Origin of the sequence: Pseudomonas sp. Root401, assembly GCF_001425105.1 — a bacterium.
In the GTDB taxonomy this organism is placed as follows: Bacteria; Pseudomonadota; Gammaproteobacteria; order Pseudomonadales; family Pseudomonadaceae; genus Aquipseudomonas; species Aquipseudomonas brassicacearum.
Map to the genome: position 1 here is coordinate 150195 of NZ_LMDO01000012.1, position 21419 is coordinate 171613.

General features: G+C 58.5%; 18 protein-coding genes. 9 read left to right on the plus strand and 9 right to left on the minus strand.

Annotation, left to right across the window (positions count from 1 at the left end; translation table 11 throughout):
* Window positions 1–231 precede the first annotated feature (231 nt).
* The 4 genes from ASC85_RS10685 (at window position 232) to ASC85_RS10700 (ending at window position 3323) form a co-directional block, all read left to right on the plus strand.
* Window positions 232–606, plus strand: coding sequence for a lysozyme inhibitor LprI family protein (locus ASC85_RS10685; RefSeq protein ID WP_003196186.1), 375 nt, complete (start codon window positions 232–234; stop codon window positions 604–606).
* Between the two features lie 312 nt (window positions 607–918).
* Entirely contained in the window at window positions 919–2043 is a 1125-nt protein-coding gene (locus ASC85_RS10690; RefSeq protein ID WP_057449302.1) for a GGDEF domain-containing protein, read from the plus strand.
* Between the two features lie 497 nt (window positions 2044–2540).
* Complete coding sequence (locus tag ASC85_RS10695; protein ID WP_003196182.1) at window positions 2541–2960, plus strand: organic hydroperoxide resistance protein; 420 nt, start codon at window positions 2541–2543, stop codon at window positions 2958–2960.
* A 33-nt stretch (window positions 2961–2993) separates the two neighbouring features.
* Window positions 2994–3323, plus strand: a complete 330-nt coding sequence (locus tag ASC85_RS10700; protein ID WP_057449303.1) for a hypothetical protein — start codon at window positions 2994–2996, stop codon at window positions 3321–3323.
* Between the two features lie 116 nt (window positions 3324–3439).
* On the opposite strand, the gene ASC85_RS10705 is transcribed toward ASC85_RS10700, so the two are convergent.
* From ASC85_RS10705 to ASC85_RS10735, 6 genes are all read right to left on the minus strand, one after another.
* Window positions 3440–4228 (minus strand): SDR family NAD(P)-dependent oxidoreductase, encoded by a 789-nt coding sequence (locus tag ASC85_RS10705; RefSeq protein ID WP_057449304.1) that lies wholly within the window; start codon window positions 4226–4228, stop codon window positions 3440–3442.
* A gap of 163 nt (window positions 4229–4391) precedes the next feature.
* Window positions 4392–4745, minus strand: a complete 354-nt coding sequence (locus ASC85_RS10710) for a VOC family protein (RefSeq protein ID WP_003196176.1) — start codon at window positions 4743–4745, stop codon at window positions 4392–4394.
* A gap of 175 nt (window positions 4746–4920) precedes the next feature.
* The gene (locus ASC85_RS10715; RefSeq protein ID WP_057449305.1) at window positions 4921–6477 is read right to left on the minus strand and encodes a methyl-accepting chemotaxis protein; all 1557 of its coding nucleotides are present in this window, start codon (window positions 6475–6477) and stop codon (window positions 4921–4923) included.
* Between the two features lie 907 nt (window positions 6478–7384).
* Entirely contained in the window at window positions 7385–8431 is a 1047-nt protein-coding gene (locus ASC85_RS10725) for an NAD(P)/FAD-dependent oxidoreductase (RefSeq protein WP_057449306.1), read from the minus strand.
* Window positions 8432–8609: 178 nt separating this feature from the next.
* Complete coding sequence (locus ASC85_RS10730) at window positions 8610–9497, minus strand: lysophospholipid acyltransferase (protein WP_003196168.1); 888 nt, start codon at window positions 9495–9497, stop codon at window positions 8610–8612.
* A 43-nt stretch (window positions 9498–9540) separates the two neighbouring features.
* A complete protein-coding gene (locus ASC85_RS10735) occupies window positions 9541–10098 on the minus strand; it encodes a DNA-3-methyladenine glycosylase I (protein WP_030139014.1) in 558 nt (185 codons plus the stop codon).
* A gap of 81 nt (window positions 10099–10179) precedes the next feature.
* On the opposite strand from ASC85_RS10735, the gene glyQ reads away from it, so the two are divergent.
* The 4 genes from glyQ to ASC85_RS10755 all read left to right on the plus strand — a co-directional run bounded on the left by glyQ (window position 10180) and on the right by ASC85_RS10755 (window position 14585).
* Window positions 10180–11133 carry a glycine--tRNA ligase subunit alpha gene (gene glyQ / locus ASC85_RS10740; RefSeq protein ID WP_003177094.1) on the plus strand — a complete coding sequence of 318 codons (954 nt, stop codon included), beginning with the start codon at window positions 10180–10182 and terminating at the stop codon, window positions 11131–11133.
* The gene (gene glyS / locus ASC85_RS10745) at window positions 11130–13181 is read left to right on the plus strand and encodes a glycine--tRNA ligase subunit beta (protein WP_057449307.1); all 2052 of its coding nucleotides are present in this window, start codon (window positions 11130–11132) and stop codon (window positions 13179–13181) included. Before glyQ ends, glyS begins: the two co-directional genes overlap by 4 nt.
* A 4-nt stretch (window positions 13182–13185) precedes the next feature.
* Window positions 13186–13725, plus strand: a complete 540-nt coding sequence (gene gmhB / locus ASC85_RS10750) for a D-glycero-beta-D-manno-heptose 1,7-bisphosphate 7-phosphatase (protein WP_164488480.1) — start codon at window positions 13186–13188, stop codon at window positions 13723–13725.
* Between the two features lie 80 nt (window positions 13726–13805).
* A complete protein-coding gene (locus tag ASC85_RS10755) occupies window positions 13806–14585 on the plus strand; it encodes a lysophospholipid acyltransferase family protein (RefSeq protein ID WP_057449309.1) in 780 nt (259 codons plus the stop codon).
* A 177-nt stretch (window positions 14586–14762) separates the two neighbouring features.
* On the opposite strand, the gene ASC85_RS10760 is transcribed toward ASC85_RS10755, so the two are convergent.
* Window positions 14763–16280 (minus strand): PAS domain-containing sensor histidine kinase, encoded by a 1518-nt coding sequence (locus ASC85_RS10760; RefSeq protein ID WP_057449310.1) that lies wholly within the window; start codon window positions 16278–16280, stop codon window positions 14763–14765.
* A 223-nt stretch (window positions 16281–16503) separates the two neighbouring features.
* On the opposite strand from ASC85_RS10760, the gene ASC85_RS10765 reads away from it, so the two are divergent.
* Window positions 16504–17238, plus strand: a complete 735-nt coding sequence (locus ASC85_RS10765) for a response regulator transcription factor (protein WP_057449311.1) — start codon at window positions 16504–16506, stop codon at window positions 17236–17238.
* Window positions 17239–17305: 67 nt separating this feature from the next.
* Here the strand turns inward: ASC85_RS10765 and gabP are convergent, their stop codons facing one another.
* Together gabP and gyrB are read right to left on the minus strand one after the other, a co-directional pair.
* On the minus strand, window positions 17306–18700 hold the full coding sequence (gene gabP, locus ASC85_RS10770) for a GABA permease (RefSeq protein ID WP_057449312.1): 1395 nt from the start codon (window positions 18698–18700) through the stop codon (window positions 17306–17308).
* A 301-nt stretch (window positions 18701–19001) separates the two neighbouring features.
* Window positions 19002–21419, minus strand: a complete 2418-nt coding sequence (gene gyrB / locus ASC85_RS10775) for a DNA topoisomerase (ATP-hydrolyzing) subunit B (RefSeq protein WP_057449580.1) — start codon at window positions 21417–21419, stop codon at window positions 19002–19004.

The window sequence follows — 21419 nt, forward strand, 5'->3', positions numbered from 1 at the left end:
AGCCCAGCGGGAACAAGCTCCCTCGCCACGTTTGACCGGCTTGGGGATTCGGCGAGGCCGGTGGGAACGACCCAGCCTTTTTCAGCAATCACTTGCTCCCGAACCCCTATCAGCATTTGCCCCTTGTTCGGGCCGAATGACCCTAGGATCTGCTTCATTGTTCTACAACCCCCATGATAAATTCCCCGCCACGACCTCTAATCAATAGAGGGCATTCAGGGAGAGAAGTAAGTGATCAAGTCTTTGTTGGTTGGGACATTGCTGGCAATGGCATCCGCATCGGCATCTGCGATGAGTTGCGATAACCCTAGAAACGCCTATGACAGAACCTATTGCGCGTCGCTGAAAATGGTTCAGTCGGATCAGGACATCAATGATCAATACAAGAAGACGATGAGTGCGCTGAACCCGGATCAAAAGAAAAAAGTGAAAGCCGCTCAAATCCAGTGGATCAAAAATCGTGACAGCGCCTGTTCCAACGATGGCCTGCTCTACCTGGACTGTGCCAACGAGAAGACCGAGGCGCGTATCGTCATACTCAAAGCTGTCGAGCGCGAGTGCCGTGCTGCCGGTTGCGACGACGCCAAGCTGTCGCAAGTCGAGTAAGCCGCCCTCGCTGAAAAACCCGACTTAATGCGTCGGGTTTTTCTTTGGCGGGTTCACCCGCTATCGCGCCTCAACGCTATTCAACACCCGATTCGCCAATACCGAACTCAGCTCTCCTTTGTCCCTTTTTTCATGCCTGGCGCAGGCCACGCACTCTTCAGGCATTGGGAGTTGCGCCAGCGAGGCGAAGATCCCAGCGGGCGGGGCAGCGAGATGTTTCGCTAAATCTCATCTTCACAGTAATTCAGTTGTTTGCATTGGTGGCAGGGTGCCACAATCGTTTTTTTGTTGCGTCATAACCAGGTGGTTCAAATGTATGGCCCAAGATTGCGCAATGGCCAGGATTTTGTAATAGCCGAGCAGGTGCGAACTGACCGATTGCAGCAACTGTTTCGCCAATCCGTTTCTGCGGTTTTTGGTAGTTACCTGGCTGCCATCATACTGAGCTGGCTGTGTTGGGATCGTTTTGAGCACAGCGCTATTTTTTGGTGGCTGGCCATCCTGACCGCATCGACGCTGGTGCGTATCGCGATGTTCGTTGCCTATTTCCGCAGCGACGAAAGTCAGCGCACGCCTCAACACTGGGAACGCAAATACTGGGTCACGCTGGTGCTGTCCGCCAGCATCTGGGGCGGTGGGGCGTTTGTGCTCATGCCGGCGGACGATCTGTTGTCGCAGGCGTTGGTCATGCTCTTTACAGTCGGCATGTCCGTCAGTGCGGTGTCCTGCTATTCGGCCTACCGCGACATGACACTGGTCTCCATTGGCGTGGTGTTGTTGCCGTGCACCGTCTGGCTGCTGTTTCAACCGTCCCCGATCCAAGTCGGCATGGCCCTTTCGATTCTGGTGTTCACGGCATTTGCGGCCCGCGCTACGCACAAAATGTCCCAGGCACTGGAAATCGCCTTTCGACTCACCCGTGAAATGGAACAGGCGAACAGCATTTCAACCCGCGCCGCACAAACCGATGAACTGACCGGCCTGAAGAGTCGACGGGCATTTTTCGAGCATGCCCAGCAGCTTTACAACGAATGCAAGGCCAAGCGGCAAGGGTTGTGCGCGGTCATGTTGGACATGGATCACTTCAAGCACATCAACGACACCTACGGCCATCAGGTCGGCGATCAGGTTTTGCGCCAGATGGGTGCGGTCATCAGTTCATCGTTTCGGGCAACCGATATCCACGGTCGGCTCGGGGGCGAAGAGTTCGCCATTCTGCTCCCGGACACGTCCATTGAGGTCGCCACCCAGATTGCAGAACGGCTCATCGATACGATCGCGGGTTTAATGATCGAGCCTGTTCACCATATATCAGCCAGCCTTGGCGTCGCATCGACGGAGGCCTGCAATAAAGATCTTCACAGCTTGATGAACGACGCGGATAAAGCCCTGTATCGAGCGAAGGCGTTGGGGCGTAATCGAGTGGCTGTTGCTTAGTCGGGTTGGCTTTGCCCTGCGCGAAACCAAAAAACCGCCAATTCGGCGGTTTTTTTGTACTTTTCCCTGATCCGGCGTTTGATCGTGCCCACGCTCTGCGTGGGTATGCATCCCGTGACGCTCTGCGTCACCTTCCGGAAGCGGAACGCGGAGCGTCCCTGCGGCATTCACACGCAGAGCGTGGGGACGATCGAAACCCAACATTCTGCTTATGAATTTCCCTCTCTTTGAAGACCTGCATTTGCGCTGGCCCTGCTGATCCCCCTAGCAATCTCCTTCCCTTGGCTCACCTCGCAGCTCACCCGAGCTGGCGACATTGCAAAGCCCTAAAAATAAATTTCCTTTTAGATCAATCGGTTAATTCAAAATCGGTAAATTTTTCAAAATTTATCTTGCGCGCCAATTATTCATCCGTTAATTTTATCGCGACTGGTTAGCGCGCAAACATTTAGCGCTAAACAATCTCGATCAAACCCATCAGCAAAAGAGGAAACACCATGAACGTTCTCTACACCGCAGTCGCAACCTCCACCGGTGGCCGTGATGGCCGTGCTGTTTCCAGCGACAAGATTCTCGACGTGAAGCTGGCTACTCCAAAAGCATTGGGCGGCGCCGGTGGTGAAGCCACCAACCCTGAGCAGTTGTTCGCTGCCGGCTACTCCGCCTGCTTCATTGGCGCATTGAAGTTTGTCGCCAGCCAAAGCAAACGCAGCATTCCTGCTGACGCCTCGATCACGGCACATGTCGGCATCGGCCAGATCCCTGGCGGTTTCGGCCTGGACATCGACCTGCACATCAACTTGCCAGGTCTGGATCAAGCCGATGCTCAAGCGCTGGTCGACGCCGCTCACCAGGTTTGCCCGTACTCCAACGCGACACGCGGCAACGTCGATGTCCGTTTGCACGTCACCGTCTAACTCACTTCATCTGCGAATAAAAAGGATCAGGACATGAAAACGCTCAACAAAACTCTCATTGGCTCGCTTCTGGCACTGTCCCTCGGCAATGCGTTCGCGACTTCTTCTGTTCAACCTACGTTCGCCGAGGGTGGTTCGGATCGCCTGATCGAAAGCCGTGTGGCTGAAGGCGGCTCGGATCGCCTGATGGAAAACCGCGTGGCCGAAGGCGGCTCCGATCGACTCATCGAAAACCGCGTGGCCGAAGGCGGCTCCGATCGACTCATCGAAAACCGCGTAGCCGAAGGTGGCTCCGATCGACTCATCGAAAACCGCGTAGCTGAAGGCGGCTCGGATCGACTGATGGAAAACAGAGTGGGCTGAACAATCCCTTCACCGCTCCGAAAACCGGTCGAATCAACCCATGTTGCTTCCAAAAGAAAAAACGCCGCTTATCTCTCATGAGGAAGCGGCGTTTTTTTGCAACGTGTCCCAGGATCCTAAACGATGCTATCCACCACACCACCATCAACCCGCAGCGCCGCTCCGGTGGTGGCCGAGGCCTGTTCCGAGCTGGCGTAGATGATCATGTTGGCGACTTCCTCGACGCGCGCCGCGCGCTGGATGATCGAGGTGCTGCGGTGCTGGTTGACGAAATCTGCCGCGACCTTTTCCAGGCTGTCCCCGGTGCGCTCGACGTCTGCCTGGAGCATCTGGGCAACGCCTTCGGAAAGCGTCGGCCCCGGCAACACCGAGTTCACCGTCACGCCCGTGCCGGCGAGGCGCTTGGCCAGGCCGCGAGCAATTGAGAGTTGGGCGGTTTTGGTGAAGCCGTAATGGATCATGTCAGCGGGAATGTTCACGCCCGATTCCGACGAGACAAACACAATCCGCCCCCAACCGCGCTCGACCATGCCCGGCGCGTAGGCCCTGGAAACACGCACGCCCGACATCACGTTGGTTTCAAAGAAGCGCTGCCATTCGCTGTCCGGCGTCTCGAAAAAGTCTTCCAGTTTGAAAATGCCCAGGTTGTTGATGACGATATCGAAGCGTGGGTATCTGGCGATCAGTGCCTGGCAGCCCGGCGCGTTGCTCAGATCGCCAACAAAGCCATCGGCCCTTGAAGCGAGGGCGCCCAAGCGCTGCAACGCGTCCTCCACGCTGCTCCCGCTGCGACCGTTGATAACCACATGGGCGCCGGCTTCCAGAAAGCCTTTGGCTGTCGCAAACCCGATACCGCTGGTGGACCCGGTGACCAACACGTGACGGCCGGTGAAGTCGATGTTCATGAGGGGACTCCTTGATTAATGAACCAGAGGAAGTGCGATATTTCTGACTGGACGCTAGTCCGACGGTTTTAGAGATGGCGGTGCATCCCAACGTCGCCGATATCGCAGGCCCTTAATCATGGACACGATTGAGGCTTTGCGCCTCCTCGTGATCCATCAACCATCAGGAAGCCGACCACACCGCCAACTCATAGCCATCCGGGTCGATGAAGTGGAAACGTCTTCCACCCGGGAACGCGAACACTTCACGGCTGATGGTCGCTCCTGTGGCCTTGAGCCTGAGTTGGGTGGCCTCAAGGTCATCCGCGTACAAGATGATCAACGGGCCGCCCGGGCGCACCGGTTCACCGGTCGTGAAGCCACCGGTCAGGCGACCGTCGCTGAATTCGGTATAGGTCGGGCCGTAGTCGACGAAACTCCAGCCGAACACGCTTGCATAGAAGGCTTTGCTGCGGGCGATGTCGCTGACATTGAACTCGATGTTATCGATTTGACGGTCTTTACCTTGAATGCCCATTGTCGCTTCCTTGGCTGATTTGGGAGTAAGCGAGCTTAGGCCATTTCCGCCTCACCGAGCTTGGAAAAATCGATCCGGACGACAAGGGTTGAGGGCAGAGAAGGAACATAGCTGGCGCCGGTACCCGTGATACCTGAGGTATTGCGGGTGCAAAACGGCGCCATCTCTGCCACGTCTATACTTTAAAGCGTCCTACCAGCCTTTCCAGTTCATGACCCAGCCGTGCGAGTTCGGTACTTGAAGAAGCAGTTTCCTCGCAAGTGCTTGCCGTCTGCTCGGAGATGTCGCGAACGTTGATGACACTGCGATTGATTTCCTCGGCGACTGCGCTTTGCTGCTCCGCTGCGGTGGCGATTTGCTGATTCATGGCTTGAATGATCGATACTTTACTCGTGATGTTTTCCAGGGCGATCACCGCGCGATGGGTAAATTCGACGCTGCTCTCGCCCAACAGCTGGCTGCTTTCCATGCCTGAGGCAACGGCATGAGTACCACTCTGTACACCGGCCACCAGACTTTCAATTTCTTCGGTGGAACGCTGGGTGCGTAAGGCAAGACTGCGCACCTCGTCTGCTACCACCGCAAAGCCACGGCCAGCCTCGCCGGCGCGTGCGGCTTCAATGGCCGCGTTCAGCGCCAGCAGATTGGTTTGCTGGGCCACCGCCTTTATCACATCGAGTACCCCACCGATTTTTTCACTTTGTTCCTGGAGATGACGTACAGCATCGGCCGACTGATTGAGTTCTTCGGCCAAGCGCTTGATCTGCGCTATGGCCTCATTCACGATTTGCTCTCCCTCAGAGGCTTGCTGATCCGCGGCGGATGCGGCAGTTGAGGCCTCTTCAGCATCGCGAGCGACGTTTTGCACCGTTGCGGTCATTTCGCTCATCGCGGTGGCGACATGATCCGTTTCGGTTTTCTGATTATTGACGCCCGCATTGGTTTGCTCGGTGACGGCCGACAGCTGTTCGGCAGCACTGGCAACCTGAATGACGCCGGATCGAATGCCCTCGATCAGTTCATGAAGGTTGAGCATCATCTGCTGAAGACCTGATTGCAGCTGACCCAACTCATCACGCCGATTGACCTGCACGGGCTCACTCAAATCCCCCCTGGCAATACGATTCACGGCCTGTAGCGTGTACTGCAGTGGGTTAACGATTTGTTGGGTAATGATCCACGCTGCGAGTGCGCCCAGTAGCAACGTCAAGGCAGCGACAAGACCCAGCAGAACCTTGGCAGACGCGGCGTCGGCATCGCGCTTGGTATTTTGCGAGTCAATGAGTTTTTGCGTCGTATCGAGCAACAGATCACCGAGTTGCCCCATACGTTTATAGATAGACACTTGGTCGGCATTGGGTTTGGCCAGATCAAGCAGCAGTTGTCCGTATTCTCTGACGGATGTGTTCTGTTGTTGCATCAGTTGCTGGTCAATCGGGGCAGTGAACTGAGTGTTGATGTTTTGCAAGTGGGCTGCCAGATTGTCCAGAATCTTCTGCAGCGGTTGATAGGCATCTGGTTGAGGGTTTGCACCTAAACGTAAACGACTGATTCGCAGGTCTTTGGTGTAATCGCTGATTTGAGCAATTTTCTCGATTTTAACGCCACGGTCGGTCAAGGTCGCAATGGCGTACCAACCCGTGGAAGCGAGTAACAACGCAAGCCCTAGTACCAGGCCGAAGCCCAAGCTTAATTTAGCGCTGACACGGATGTTGCTGATCCAGGCAAACATAAAGACTCCAGTCGTAATTCACGATTGATTGAACATGGCGCCCGGAATGTCGACCATGAACCTGAATGCTTTAGTTTTTAGAGTGGCAACCGAAGTGCTCTGGAGCACAACTCGTCCTCGGATGTAAAAAATATAGTGATATCCAGGGCTATTGGGCCAAGGCACGGCTGAAAGGATACAGCGCCCAGCCTATCGGCGTTTCAAGAGTGGCCAGATTCGAAACTAAGGGGTGGTTTTTCAAACACCAACAAACTGTCTAGTTCTTTAGTCGAATGTTCACGATCGTTCAATTCTGGTGGACCCGCACCTATGTTGCGAGCGCTGGAAACCGTACGGTGTGTAACGGAAGACTCAGATCTGGATGACTTGCTTTAGATAAAGAAACAGCCGGTCTTGGCAGGCTCTGTATCGGGCTTCGAGGCCCTCGACCTCCCACATTCGAGCAAGCCATACCTCATCACATGACGCGTCAATATCATTGACGGTGACGCTCCATACAGTCTGAGCGTGTTGCGTGGCCCGTAGTAATTGCAATAACTCCTCAGTGATTGGAAGCGCTTTAGTCTTAAGTCTTTTTAGCGACATCTAAACCATCCAGGACTAATTAAAGGTCGAGATTGTTTTTGCGTCGCGCACTATAAGGCTCAGTTCATGAAGGCTGTATTCGACTTATGGCTAGCAAGACAGCGCAGAAATAGACTGCGCTTGGTAGTAGTTATTCATTGGGTATATGACGCTTTAATTATTGACTGCTTTATGGTGAGGGCTGGGCATGGCGGGCCTGTATTCAAGGCCGGGTCAGGTAGTTCCCGGCGATAAACATGATAAATCGGCTATCAAGCACCATTCGGAGTTCCAAATACATCACTGATTGGGGAGTAGGCGAATTTGGGCCACTCAGCCCTCGCTAAACTTGGCAAAATCGATCCGGGCGGCAGGGGTTGAGGGCAGAGGATACCTGGTCGTCGACGATCTCTTCACTGGCAAGACGACCCACGATCGCCGCCAGGGTTACGCCGGGGTGCATGACGCACACGTATACGCCGCCAACCTGCGGAAGATAACCAATGATGGGGATGTCATCGGCAGGCATTGGTCTGTATCCGACACGAGCCGATTGCAGATCCAGGGAGACAACGCCGTGGAGTTCGCTTTTGATGGCGCAGGCGGTGCGCAGCGCGATCTCCGATGGTTGGTTTTCCAAGGCGTCGTCCAGATAGTCTTCGGCCGCCAGCAACGCACCCTCCGCGGTTTGCCTCACTTCCATTTCAGGGCTGGAGATGAGGCTGCGCACCAGGTTGGGTGGCGAGGTGTAGCGGATGAAAATTGCCGGGGAGGCGTCTATGGGCAGGCAGACTTCAAGCAGGTCGGTCAGCTTCGTGATGCCGGTGCCGGCTGCCAATACGACGATATCGGCTTCAATGACGCCCGTGGCGGTTTCAACGCCCCACACGGTGGAACCCTGGGTTTTAAAGCCGAGAACCGGCGTTTGAGTGAGCACTTTCGCGCCATTCGCTTGGGCACCGGCGATCAACGCCTGGGTTGCTGCTACGGCGTCCAGCGCTCCTTCTTCTGCCGCATACGAAGCGTGTTGAGGAGGGTTCTTGAGGTTTGGCTCAAGTTCACGGATCTGTGATTGGGATATCCGGCTTGCCGACGCTGTTGAACTCGGGCCGTAAGATAGGGCGCCGGTCCAGCGGATCTTCAGGCCGGGCAGTTGCGTTTCGAGTCGGCGGTATTCCTGGATGGCAGCACCGCGCAATGGCGCGATGGGGTCGGGTTCGTCATGGGAGGTGTTGATCCAGGCGAATGAGCTGCCGGTCACGCCTGACGCGATGCCTTCGGCCTCGACCACCGTGACTTTCGCGCCTTTGGTCGCCAGATGATAGGCCAGGGATGCGCCTACGATGCCCGCACCGATGACGATGACGCGTTTGCCGGGAGCGTTATCCATTCGGCCTCCGTTGGGTTTGCCTGGGGGAATACGTTAGCCCGGTTGGGGCTGCTGCGCAGCCCAGCGGGAGCAAGCTCACTCGCCACTGGAGGGTCGGATCAGTTAGTTAGGCTGCGGCTGTCAGGGCGCTATCGCGAGCAGGCTCGCTCCCACAGGGATTGGGGATGGCAACAGGCCTTCAGTACCACCGCGCCTCGCCCGGCGGGCGTTTCTTGAAGCGTTTCATGCTCCACATGTACTGGCTCGGGTAGGCCCGTACGTAGCGTTCCACCACTTGGCTCATGGCCGCGCAGGCGGTTTCGGTATCGGTGCTGTACATGGCCTCCGGGGCGGCTTCGAGGATGACTTTGTAGCCGGAGCCGTCCGGCAGGCGCAGGGCATGGAGGAAGACGCCGACCGCTTTGCCGCCGGCGAGCATGTTCGGTACGAACTTGCTGGTCAGGGCCTGGGTGGCGAAGAAGGGCACGAAGATACCGGCGGATTCGGCCGGTTCCGGGTCGGCGGGGATGCCCACCTGGCCGCCCTTGCGCACTTCCTTGATGACGCTGAGGATGCCTTCCTTGGTGGATGCGGCGACTTTGTTGCCCAGTTGCACACGCTGCTTGCGCAGCAGTTCATCCACCGCCTTGAGCTTGGGCGGACGGTAGAAAATGATCGGTTTGCACTGGCTGCAATAGAAGTGGTTGAGCACTTCCCAGTTGCCCAAATGGCTGGTAATGCCGACCACGCCTTTGCCGGAGGCCAGCGCTTCTTTCAGCACCTCCAGGCCTTCGACTTCACGCACCAGGTCGATGGAACGCTGGGCCGGCCAGATCCAGGCGCAGGCGCTTTCGGTCAGGGATTTGCCGATGTCCTTGAGGCTCTGGCCCACCAGGCGTTCGCGCTCGGCCGGGTCCATCTCGGGAAAACATTTGGCGAGGTTGATCCGCACCACGTCGCGGGAGCGGTTGGGCAGCTTCCACATGAACCAGCCAATGGCCGAGCCCACCGCTTGCACCGCCCGCCAGGGCAGCAGCGCAAACAACCGCAGAGCGCCGACCAGCAAGGCGCCTTTCAACTTATCCACAGGTCACTCCTGAATGTATGGGCCGTGTTGCGAGCCGGCTATTCTAACCGCCGTTTACCAACTCGGCGTAGCGGTCGCAATCCTGGGTGTGGTCCATGACCATGCCCGAGGCCTGCATCAGCGCATAACAAATGGTCGGCCCGACGAAGGTGAACCCGGCTTTTTTCAAGCCTTTGCTCATCGCCAGTGCTTCGGGCGTGATGGCCGGCACTTCGGTGCGGTCCTTGAAATGGTTGATGATGGGTTTGTCGCCCACGAACGACCAGAGGAACGCCACCGGGTCTTCCAACGCCAGCCAGGCCTGGGCGTTGCGGCGGGCGGCCTTGAGCTTGAGGCGGTTGCGGATGATGCCGGGGTCGAGCATCAGTTCATCGATTTCGGCGTCGCTCATCTGCGCTACCCGCTGCACATCGAAGCCGTACAGCACCTCCCGGTAGCGCTCGCGTTTGCGCAAAACGGTGATCCAGGACAACCCGGCCTGGAACCCTTCGAGCAAAAGCAACTCGAACAAACCCTGCGCATCGCGCAGCGGCGTGCCCCACTCCTGATCGTGATAAGCCATGTACAACGGATCGTCAGAACACCAAAAGCAGCGTGGCATAAGGCTCCAGGGGGCGTGCGCACGAACGAATCGGGTATACTCCCGCTCTTTAAATCGCAGCCCAAGAAACAGGTGAATTTCGTGAGCCAGCCTACGCCAGCCGTGCGTACCTTCCAAGACTTGATCCTCGCCCTCCAGCAATACTGGGCCGAGCAAGGTTGCGTGGTACTTCAGCCCTACGATATGGAAGTAGGCGCCGGCACTTTCCACACTGCCACGTTTCTGCGTGCCATCGGCCCGGAAACCTGGAACGCCGCTTATGTACAGCCCAGCCGCCGCCCGACTGACGGCCGCTACGGCGAAAACCCGAACCGTCTGCAGCACTACTACCAGTTCCAGGTCGTGCTGAAGCCGAACCCGGAAAACTTCCAGGAGCTGTACCTGGGCTCGCTCAAGCACGTGGGCCTCGACCCGCTGGTGCATGACATTCGTTTCGTCGAAGACAACTGGGAATCGCCAACCCTGGGCGCCTGGGGCCTGGGCTGGGAAGTCTGGCTCAACGGCATGGAAGTGACCCAGTTCACCTACTTCCAGCAGGCGGGCGGCATCGAGTGCTACCCGGTCACCGGCGAAATCACCTACGGCCTGGAACGCTTGGCCATGTACCTGCAGGGCGTGGATTCGGTCTACGACCTGGTGTGGGCCGACGGCCCGTTCGGCAAAGTGACCTACGGCGACGTGTTCCACCAGAACGAAGTGGAACAGTCGACCTACAACTTCGAACACGCCAACGTCGAGAAGCTGTTCGAACTGTTCGATTTCTATGAAAGCGAAGCCAAGCGCCTGATCGAGCTGGACCAGCCGCTGCCGTTGCCGAGCTATGAAATGGTGTTGAAGGCGTCCCATACCTTCAACCTGCTGGATGCACGCCGGGCGATTTCCGTGACCGCGCGCCAGCAATACATCCTGCGTGTGCGCACCCTGGCGCGTTCCGTTGCGCAAGCCTACCTGCTGGCCCGTGCCAAGCTGGGCTTCCCGATGGCGACCCCGGACCTGCGTGATGAAGTGTTGGCTAAGCTGGAGGCTGCACAATGAGTGCTCAAGATTTTCTGGTTGAACTGGGCACCGAAGAACTGCCACCCAAAGCCCTGAACACCCTGGCCGATGCGTTCCTCGCCGGTATCGACAAAGGCCTGCAAGCCGCCGGCCTGGGCTACGAAGCCAAACAGGTGTACGCCGCGCCGCGCCGCCTGGCCGTGCTGATCACCGCCCTGGCGACCCAGCAGCCAGACCGCAGCATCAATCTCGACGGCCCGCCACGCCAGGCCGCGTTCGATGCCGACGGCAACCCGACCCAAGCTGCCCTGGGCTTCGCCAAGAAGTGCGGCGTGGACCTGAGCGAAATCGACCAGAGCGGCCCGAAGCTGCGCTACAGCCAGAGCATCAAGGGCAAGCCGACCGCCAGCCTGTTGCCGACCATCGTCGAAGATTCCCTCAATGACTTGCCGATCCCCAAGCGCATGCGCTGGGCCGCGCGCAAGGAAGAGTTCGTGCGCCCGACCCAATGGCTGGTGATGTTGCTCGGTGACCAGGTCATCGATTGCACGATCCTGGCCCAGAAGGCCGGTCGCGATTCCCGCGGTCACCGCTTCCATCATCCACAGAGCGTGCGCATCACCTCGCCGGCCAACTACCTGGCCGACCTGCGCGGCGCTTACGTGCTGGCCGACGCCAACGAGCGCCGCGAACTGATCAGCAAGCGCACCGAAGAGCTGGCCACCCTGCAGGAAGGCACCGCCATCGTGCCGGCCAACCTGCTGGACGAAGTGACCGCGCTGGTGGAATGGCCGGTGCCGCTGGTGTGCTCGTTCGAGGAACGTTTCCTTGAAGTGCCGCAGGAAGCGCTGATCACCACCATGCAGGACAACCAGAAGTACTTCTGCCTGCTGGACGCCGAAGGCAAGTTGCTGCCGCGCTTCATCACGGTCGCCAACATCGAAAGCAAGGACCCGCAGCAGATCATCGCCGGTAACGAAAAAGTCGTTCGCCCGCGCCTGACCGATGCCGAGTTCTTCTTCAAGCAAGACAAGAAGCAGCCCCTGGAAAGCTTCAACGAGCGCCTGCGCAACGTGGTGTTCCAGGAAAAACTCGGCAGCGTCTACGACAAGGCCGAGCGCGTGTCGAAACTGGCGGCGTTCATCGCCCCACGCATCGGCGGCGACGCCCAGCGCGCGGCCCGTGCCGGGATCCTGTCCAAGTGCGACCTGTCCACCGAGATGGTCGGTGAGTTCCCGGAGATGCAAGGCGTCGCCGGTTACTACTACGCCCTCAACGATGGCGAGCCGCAAGACGTGGCCCTGGCACTGAACGAGCAGTACATGCCGCGCGGTGCTGGCGCAGAGCTGCCGACCACCCTGACCGGTGCGGCCGTGGCGATCGCCGACAAGCTCGACACCCTGGTCGGCATCTTCGGTATCGGCATGCTGCCCACCGGCAGCAAAGACCCTTATGCCTTGCGTCGTGCGGCGCTGGGCGTGTTGCGGATCCTGATCGACAAGCAGTTGGACCTGGACCTGAACGACGCCGTGGCGTTCGCCGTCAATGCGTTCGGCAGCAAGGTCAAGTCTGCCGGCCTGGCCGATGCCGTGCTGGAATTTATCTTCGACCGCCTGCGTGCGCGTTATGAAGACGAAGGTGTCGAAGTCGCCACCTACCTGTCGGTGCGTGCCCTGAAACCGGGTTCGGCCCTGGACTTCGACCAGCGCGTACAAGCGGTGCAGGCGTTCCGCAAATTGCCGGAAGCGGCAGCGTTGGCGGCGGTGAACAAGCGTGTGTCGAACCTGCTGAGCAAGGCCGAGCCTTCAGTCAAAGCCGTTGAAGCACGTTACTTTGATAATGCCGCCGAGTTTTCGCTCAACTCGGCGATTCAACAGGCGTATGCGTCGGTACAACCGCTCATGGAAAAACGCGATTATGCCGAGGCCCTGGCGCGCCTGGCGGCACTGCGCGAGCCGGTCGATGCGTTCTTTGAAGCCGTGATGGTGAATGCGGACAACGAAGACGTTCGCAAGAATCGTTATGCATTGCTGGCACGCCTGCGCAGCCTGTTCCTCAATATTGCCGATATTTCCGTGCTGGGTTGAGGAGCTGCTGTTGAAACTGCTGATTCTCGATCGGGACGGGGTGATCAATCACGACTCCGACGCTTACATCAAATCGGTGGAGGAGTGGTTGCCGCTGCCCGGTTCGATCGAAGCCATCGCGCAGTTGAGCAAGGCCGGCTGGACGGTGGCGGTTGCCACCAACCAGTCGGGCATTGCCCGCGGTTACTATGACCTCGCCGTGCTCGAAGCCATGCACGAGCACCTGCGTGCATTGGTGGCGGAGCAGGGCGGGGAAGTCGGGCTGATCGTCTATTGCCCGCACGGGCCGGACGAGGGTTGCGATTGCCGCAAGCCCAAGCCGGGCATGTTGAAAACCATTGCCGCGCGTTACGGCGTGGCGCTGGCGGGTGTGTGGTTCGTCGGCGACAGCCTCGGTGACCTGGAGGCGGCCAAGGCCGTCGATTGTCAGCCAGTTTTGGTAAAGACCGGGAAAGGCGAAAAGACTCTGGGCAAGACCCTACCGGTGGGCACCTTGATTTTTGACGACTTGGCGGCGATTGCCGCTGAACTTATCCACAATTAGAGCTCCCAAGACAACCTGATCAAGGATTGTTCGGGAAGCGCTTGAACAGGCGGGCATTGCCCGCAACGGTAAATGCCGCTATGTCGATATTGCAGGCCATCAGAGCCTTTCTCTTTTACCTGCTGTTGGGCACCAGTTCCTTGCTGTGGTGCTCCTTGAGTTTTTTTATCGCGCCTTTCTTGCCGTTCAAGGCGCGCTACCGTTTCATCAATGTGTACTGGTGCCGCTGCGCGCTGTGGTTGAGCAAGGTGTTCCTGGGCATCAGCTATGAAGTCAAAGGTGCCGAGAACGTGCCTGACCGGCCCTGCGTGATCCAATCCAACCACCAGAGCACCTGGGAGACGTTCTTTCTCTCGGCCTATTTCGAACCGTTGAGCCAAGTGCTCAAGCGTGAACTGTTGTTCGTGCCGTTCTTCGGCTGGGCCATGGCGATGTTGCGCCCGATCGCCATCGATCGCGACAACCCCAAGGCGGCCCTCAAGCAGGTCGCGAAGAAGGGCGACGAACTGCTCAAGGATAACGTTTGGGTGCTGATCTTCCCCGAGGGCACCCGTGTTCCTTATGGAACCGTCGGCAAATTCTCCCGCAGCGGTTCGGCATTGGCCGTGAACGCCGATCTTCCTGTACTGCCGATTGCACACAATGCCGGCAAATTCTGGCCCAAGGCTGGCTGGATCAGGAAACCAGGCGTCATCACTGTGGTGATCGGCGCGCCGATGTATGCCGAAGGCACTGGGCCGCGCGCCATCGCCGAGCTCAATGACCGCGTACAAGCCTGGAATGAACAGACACAACGGGAAATAGGCTCACTGCCTCCGACCCCGACAACACCGGCCACCACCGACCAGCTCGCTGTTTGAGATCTGTGGATAACCTGTGTACCGTTTTTTCGAAATCCGTTGCTTTTATGCTGTAGGTCTATGTTTTTAATACATATTTCCTAAACACATAAAACCCGCCTTCAGGTGCATAAGTTTTTTATAGCACCAAAAAATCGCGGCCTTCGGCAGCTCCTACAGCCGAAGGCCGCGATCTTTTCAATCTTCCAATAACGGGAAACGCAGGCTAAACGTCGTGCCTTTACCCACCACGCTACGGCACTCGATTTTCCCCTCGTGATGGTCAACCACGGCCTTGACCATCGACAGCCCCAAGCCAATTCCATCGACCCCGTGAGCCGAGGAAAACCGTCGGTACTGCCTGAACAGGTCGGGTAGTTCTTCGGCGCTGATGCCTTTGCCCTGGTCGGCAACATTGCAGATCAACCAGCCCGGGGTGCAATGAACCTGCAGCGAAATGCAGGCGTCGGGCGCGCTGTACTTGATGGCATTTTCCAGCAGATTGAACAGGGCACGGGTCAGCAACGGTTGATCCGCCCTCACCATCGCCTCTTCATCTTCTATTTCATGAATCAACTGGATGCGCTTTGCCTGGGCGATGGGCAGCGCCTGGTCGAGCACATCCAGCACCAGCATGGCGAACAGCGTCGGCTGGAATTGATAGGCCTCGGATTCGGCCTTGGCCAATTGCACGAAGCCCTCGGTCAGGTCCAGGGCGCGACGTACCTGGCGCTCGATCTGGTCGAACAGCGGATTATCCCCACCGACCTGATGCCGCTGCACATCGAGCAATGCAAGGATCGCCGAGTGCGGGGCGCGCAAGTCGTGGGAGAGAAAACGCAGCATGACGCTGCGCTGTTCTTCAGCCTCACGTTCGGCGCTCAGGTCCGTGAGGCTCAACAACCAGCCAATCGGCGCGTCGCCATCAACCGGCAACAACGCCGCCCGTTCCAGGCGCAAGCTGCGCTCGCGAATGTCGCGAAACTCCACCAGAGGCAATGTGGATAACCGGTGATGCGCCCCATGCTCCAACCCTGGATAACCCAATTGCCCGAGCTGCTCGAGCACGTCGCCGCCCGCCAGGCCATGACCGAACAGCTCGCGCGCCTTGCGATTGCCAAGCAACAGCTTGCCTTGAGGATCACTGATCATGGTCGCCACCGGCAGGTATTCCAGGCCATCGGCAATGAAGCGGCGGGTGTCGCGGGTTCGGCTCATGGCTTGTTCCAGGGCCATGATCTGACCCTGCAAGCGGTCGCTGCCGGTATAGGAGGCGCGACGACGTTCCGGGAAAACCTTGGGCTCCGCGTCCAGGCGGGCCAGCTCCCAGCCGAAATAGGCCAGCACCACGCTCAGGCGCCGCCAATTCCAGATCAGGTAGCCAAACATGATGCCCAGCACACTTGCCATGGGCGACCACCACCAGCCTCGCGCGCCCAGCACGGCACTGATCAACAGGGCCAGGCTCATGCCGCCCACTGTTGTCCACAGGGCCAGGCGCGGGCGCAACAGCAACAGGCCCAATACACAGGCCACCAAACACACCGACAACAACACAGCACCTGGATGGTTACCCGTCGATTGACTGCTCAATGACAGCAAGGCCGTCAGCGGCAACAGCAACAAACTTATCCACAACCACTCCCGCACCAACTGACGAAACAACCGCTGGACCTGGGTTGGCTCACGACTTTCACGCCGACGTTGGTTACTCATAGGCCTCCTGGCCAAACTCAAGAACTGGGGATTTTTTCACAGGCCTGCCAAGCCCACGACTATAACGGGACTCGATGGGTGGCGCGCTGCTGCCTTTCCCTCTGTGCCGCGAGCCGGTATTGTCGCAGCCAGCGACAGGTCAATGACAACAAATCAGCCAGCGGCTGCGTTTCATTGCCACCTGCAGATGTCCGTTACTCTCGAGATCAAGGAATCGCATTTCATGCGTGTCGCCATACTGGACGATGAACCGGCCGAACTGCGCCGGGTAGAACAGACACTGCAACAAATCCCTGGCAGGGGCGAACAAGCCTGGACCCTGCATAGCTTTGAGCGAGGCGAGGACTTGTTGCGGCAACTGCGCCGGGAAACCTTCGACCTGTTGATCCTCGACTGGCAACTGCCGGACATCAGCGGGCTTTCATTGCTGCGCTGGACCCGCGAGCACATGGATTCGCCGCCGGCCGCCATCATGTTGACCAGCCGCGACGGCGAGCACGACATCGTCCAGGCCCTCAACGCTGGCGCTGACGACTATGTGAGCAAACCCTTCCGGCCCAACGAGCTCAAGGCCCGGGTCACCGCAGTGCTGCGCCGTCACAACCTGCAGCGCGCGCCCGCCAGCGACATGCTGGTGTTCAACGACCTGGCGTTCGACGACGCCGAGCTGACCATCACCCGCGCCGGCATTCCCATCAGCCTGACCGAGCGGGAATACCGCCTGGCCCGGTGCCTGTTCGCCAACCTGGGCCGGCCGCTGTCTCGGGAGTATTTCTACGAACGTTTCTGGACCCACGAAGAAATGACCTCGTCCCGCCCGCTCGACACCCATATCTATCGCCTGCGCAACAAGCTCGGCCTCACCGCGGATCGCGGTTGGCAGTTGCTGACGATTTATGGGTATGGGTATCGGTTGGAGAGTGTGGCGGCGGGGAGTGAGGCGTCTGTCGCGAGTTAGGTCTTTGATTACATCTGTGGCGAGGGGCGGTGCGACGTTTCGCTAAATCCCCTCACCACAACGGATATCAGCCGATCGTCTGCACCAAACTCCCTGCTTTTGCGATCCGACGGCGCTGCACCAGCAACCCGGACGCGACGACCAGTACGCTGAGCAGTCCGGTCGCGAGGATTTCCACGCGGTGGGCTTCCTGGAACAGCATGATGGTCAAGGCTCCCACGATGAAGACGATCACCGCGTAGGTCAGGCCGGGGAACAGCCACATGCTGAAGGCGACTTTTTCACCACGCGCCATGCGCTGTTTGCGCATACGCAGCTGCGAAATCGCGATGACCAGGTACACCAGCAACGCAATCGCGCCGGAGCTGGCCAGCAGGAATTCGAAGACCGCAGCCGGCGCCACATAGTTGGCGAACACGGCGAGGAAGGCCGCCCCGGTCGACAGCATCACCGCCCAGTAAGGTGTACCGCTCTTGTTGGTGCGCTGGGAAACGGCCGGCGCATCACCACGCTTGCCCAACGAGAACATCATCCGCGAAGCCGTATACAGCGCCGAGTTCAGGCAGCTCGTGACCGCCACCAGGACGACGATATCGACGATCAGTTTGGCATTGGGGATGCCCATGCGCTCCAGCACCGTCTGGTAGGAACCGACGCTGGCCAGGAGCGGATCGTTCCATGGCACCAGGGCGACGACGATGAAGATGGAGACGAGGTAAAACAAGCCAATCCGCCAGATGACCGAGTTGGTCGCCTTGGAGATCTGCTGGCCCGGGTTCTTCGATTCGGCCGCCGCGATGGTCACGATCTCGGTGCCCATGAACGAAAACATGGTGGTCAGGATTGCCCCCAACACCGCGCCCATACCGTTGGGCAGGAAGCCCTGGGTGTCGAACAGGTGCGAAACACCGCTGACCTGGCTGGTAGGCAGCAAGCCGAAGATCGCCATCACACCCAGGCCAATGAAGCCGATGATCGCCACCACCTTGACCAGGGCGAACCAGAATTCGAACTCCCCGTAATTCTTCACGCTGAACAGGTTGGTGACCGTCAGCAGCAGGGTGATGACCAAGGTGAAGGCCCAGATTGCCACGTTCGGAAACCAGGCATGCAGGATCGTCGCGGCGGCGTTGGCCTCCAGCGGAATCACCAGGACCCAGAACCACCAGTAGAGCCAGCCGATGGTGAAACCGGCCCAATGACCAATCGCACGGTCAGCATAGGTCGAGAAGGAGCCAGTGTCCGGCGACGCCACCGCCATTTCGCCCAGCATCCGCATCACCAGCACCACCAGGGCACCCGCGGCAGCGTAAGCCAGCAGCACGGCTGGGCCGGCCGCTGCGATAGCGTGGCCGGAGCCAACGAAAAGACCAGCGCCGATGACGCCGGCGATGGATAGCATCGTTACATGCCGGGGTTTGAGCCCTTGCTCCAGATGATTGGAAGTTTGCGTACCGCTCATTGAGACTACCCTTGGTGTTGGATTTATTCGTGTCACCTCGTACCCACCGTTCCACTGTCAATTTAAAGAAACGATGTGTAATTTATTTAACACGCAAGTTCTGCGCCAGAAAATCTGAAAGCCCGTTATCCGGGGCTTTCACCCCGTTCCTAACCCATTGAGCGTGAAGGCTTTGTGCCAAGGTGTTACCGAGTTACACCACTTTTTACCCACAGGCCTGAAAACGGTGCACGTTTTTCAAACGTAAAAAAAAGCCAACGCATATGCGTTGGCTTTTTTTGGAGCGGTGCTGCCGAAGGGATCAGAAATCCAGGTTGGATACCGCCAACGCATTGCTCTCGATGAAGTCACGACGAGGCTCGACCGCATCACCCATCAAGGTGTTGAAGATCTGGTCCGCGCCAATGGCGTCTTCGATGGTGACTTTCAGCATCCGGCGCGAGCCTGGGTCCATGGTGGTTTCCCACAACTGATCCGGGTTCATCTCGCCAAGACCTTTGTATCGCTGGATGGTGTGGCGCTTGGTGCTTTCGGCCATCAGCCATTCAAGGGCTTCCTTGAACTCGGTCACGGCCTTCTTGCGTTCACCACGTTGGATGTACGCACCTTCGTCCAGCAGCGTGCTCAGTTGCGCGCCGAGGGATACGACGGTCTTGTAGTCGTTGCTGCCGAAGAAGTCGCGGTTGAAGGTGACGTAGTTCGACAGGCCGTGGGAGATCAGTTCGACTTCCGGCAGCCAGACGTTACGTTCACGGTCTTCACGCAGGCTGGCTTTGTAGACCAGGCCGGATTTCTCGACAGTGCGCAGGCGCACTTCGTACTGGGCCAGCCAATCTTGCATCGCTGCGTGATCGGACAGTTGCTCCAGGCTCACGGCTGGCAGGTAGATGAAGTGCTCGGTCAGTTCCTGTGGGTACAGGCGCGACAGACGCTTGAGGGTCTTCATCACCAGGCGGAAGTCATTCACCAGGCGCTCAAGGGCTTCACCGGAAATGCCTGGGGCATCTTCGTTCAGGTGCAGGCTCGCGTCTTCCAGGGCCGACTGCGTCATGTACTCTTCCATGGCGTCGTCGTCTTTGATGTATTGCTCTTGCTTGCCTTTCTTGACCTTGTACAGCGGCGGCTGGGCGATGTAGATGTAGCCGCGCTCGATCAGCTCCGGCAACTGACGGAAGAAGAAGGTCAGCAGCAGGGTACGAATGTGCGAACCGTCGACGTCAGCATCGGTCATGATGATGATGTTGTGATAACGCAGCTTGTCGATGTTGTACTCTTCGCGGCCAATGCCGCAGCCCAACGCCGTGATCAAGGTGCCGACTTCCTGGGAGGAAATCATCTTGTCGAAGCGCGCCTTCTCGACGTTGAGGATCTTGCCCTTGAGCGGCAGGATGGCCTGGGTGCGGCGGTTACGACCCTGCTTGGCGGAACCGCCAGCAGAGTCACCTTCCACCAGGTACAGCTCGGACAGGGCAGGGTCCTTTTCCTGGCAGTCGGCCAGTTTGCCCGGCAAGCCGGCGATGTCCAGCGCGCCTTTGCGGCGGGTCATCTCACGGGCCTTGCGCGCCGCTTCACGGGCACGGGCGGCGTCGATCATCTTGCCGACCACCAGCTTGGCTTCGTTCGGGTTTTCCAGTAGGAAGTCGGAGAAGTACTTGCCCATCTCCTGTTCAACTGCGGTCTTCACTTCGGAAGACACCAGCTTGTCCTTGGTCTGGGAACTGAACTTCGGATCCGGCACCTTCACCGAGATGATCGCGGTCAGGCCTTCACGGGCATCGTCACCGGTGGTGGCGACTTTATGCTTCTTCGCCAGCCCTTCCTGTTCGATGTAGTTGTTCAGGTTACGAGTCAGCGCCGAACGAAAGCCCACCAAGTGGGTACCGCCGTCGCGCTGCGGGATGTTGTTGGTGAAGCACAACAGGTTCTCGTTGAAGCTGTCGTTCCACTGCAGGGCGATTTCCACGCCGATGCCGTCTTCACGCTGGACGTTGAAATGGAACACCTGGTTGACCGGGGTCTTGTTGGTGTTCAGGTACTCAACAAACGCACGCAGGCCGCCTTCGTACTTGAACAGCTCTTCCTTGCCGCTGCGCTCGTCCTTGAGGACGATGCCAACACCGGAGTTGAGGAAGGACAGTTCACGAATCCGCTTGGCCAGGATGTCCCAGCTGAAGTGGATGTTCTTGAAGGTTTCGCTCGAGGCCTTGAAGTGAATCTGGGTGCCGGTGCTTTCGCTGTCGCCAACGATCGCCATCGGTGCCTGGGGCACGCCGTGGATGTAGGTCTGTTCCCAGATCTTGCCGCTGCGGCGAACGGTCAGGACCAGCTCTTCGGACAGCGCGTTCACTACCGATACACCTACGCCGTGCAGACCGCCGGATACCTTGTAGGAGTTGTCGTCGAACTTACCGCCTGCGTGGAGGACGGTCATGATGACCTCGGCGGCGGAAACGCCTTCCTCTTTATGCACGTCTACCGGGATGCCACGGCCGTTGTCGCGAACGGTGATGGACTCATCCGGGTGGATGATGATGCTGATGTCGTCGCAATGGCCGGCGAGGGCTTCGTCGATGGAGTTGTCGACCACCTCGAACACCATGTGGTGCAGGCCGCTACCATCGTCGGTGTCACCAATGTACATACCGGGACGTTTGCGTACGGCATCCAGGCCTTTCAGCACTTTAATGCTCGTTGAGTCGTACGTATTTTCTTCGCTCAA

Bases quoted from the DNA above. Each gene is read 5' to 3' on its own strand.
- ASC85_RS10690 (WP_057449302.1), top strand. From the start codon at position 919: ATGTATGGCCCAAGATTGCGCAATGGCCAGGATTTTGTAATAGCCGAG.
- ASC85_RS10695 (WP_003196182.1), top strand. From the start codon at position 2,541: ATGAACGTTCTCTACACCGCAGTCGCAACCTCCACCGGTGGCCGTGAT.
- ASC85_RS10700 (WP_057449303.1), top strand. From the start codon at position 2,994: ATGAAAACGCTCAACAAAACTCTCATTGGCTCGCTTCTGGCACTGTCC.
- ASC85_RS10705 (WP_057449304.1), bottom strand. From the start codon at position 4,228: ATGAACATCGACTTCACCGGCCGTCACGTGTTGGTCACCGGGTCCACC.
- ASC85_RS10710 (WP_003196176.1), bottom strand. From the start codon at position 4,745: ATGGGCATTCAAGGTAAAGACCGTCAAATCGATAACATCGAGTTCAAT.
- ASC85_RS10715 (WP_057449305.1), bottom strand. From the start codon at position 6,477: ATGTTTGCCTGGATCAGCAACATCCGTGTCAGCGCTAAATTAAGCTTG.
- ASC85_RS10725 (WP_057449306.1), bottom strand. From the start codon at position 8,431: ATGGATAACGCTCCCGGCAAACGCGTCATCGTCATCGGTGCGGGCATC.
- ASC85_RS10735 (WP_030139014.1), bottom strand. From the start codon at position 10,098: ATGCCACGCTGCTTTTGGTGTTCTGACGATCCGTTGTACATGGCTTAT.
- glyS (WP_057449307.1), top strand. From the start codon at position 11,130: ATGAGTGCTCAAGATTTTCTGGTTGAACTGGGCACCGAAGAACTGCCA.
- ASC85_RS10755 (WP_057449309.1), top strand. From the start codon at position 13,806: ATGTCGATATTGCAGGCCATCAGAGCCTTTCTCTTTTACCTGCTGTTG.
- ASC85_RS10760 (WP_057449310.1), bottom strand. From the start codon at position 16,280: ATGAGTAACCAACGTCGGCGTGAAAGTCGTGAGCCAACCCAGGTCCAG.
- ASC85_RS10765 (WP_057449311.1), top strand. From the start codon at position 16,504: ATGCGTGTCGCCATACTGGACGATGAACCGGCCGAACTGCGCCGGGTA.
- gabP (WP_057449312.1), bottom strand. From the start codon at position 18,700: ATGAGCGGTACGCAAACTTCCAATCATCTGGAGCAAGGGCTCAAACCC.